Source organism: Bacillus sp. SIMBA_005 (assembly GCF_046535585.1).
In the GTDB taxonomy this organism is placed as follows: Bacteria; Bacillota; Bacilli; order Bacillales; family Bacillaceae; genus Bacillus; species Bacillus pumilus.
The window spans coordinates 1-252 of record NZ_JAWRWI010000815.1 but is presented as its reverse complement, the minus strand read 5'-3'; the positions used below and the strand labels follow the sequence as shown (position 1 = coordinate 252).

General features: G+C 59.1%; 1 protein-coding gene. It reads left to right on the top strand.

The features are described 5' to 3' along the window. Positions 1-252 (top strand): aldo/keto reductase (locus SB660_RS22345; RefSeq protein ID WP_410584660.1); only part of this gene is annotated, 252 nt, incomplete at both ends.

Here is a 252-nt window from a genome sequence, read left to right as displayed (position 1 = left end):
GTGTGAGGAACGCGGTGCTGCCGTTGTCGTTGGTGGTGGCTTTAATTCCGGCATCCTTGCCACGGGCGCACGCGAAGGCGCCAAATACAACTACGCCCCTGCACCACGTGAAATCATGGAAAAAGTGGCAAAGATCGAAGCTGTTTGCCGGGAGCACAATGTGCCGCTGGCCGCTGCAGCTCTTCAATTTGTCGTTGCCCATCCAGCCGTCCCCTCCTTCATGGCGGGCACGCGCACGCTTGAACAGCTGGA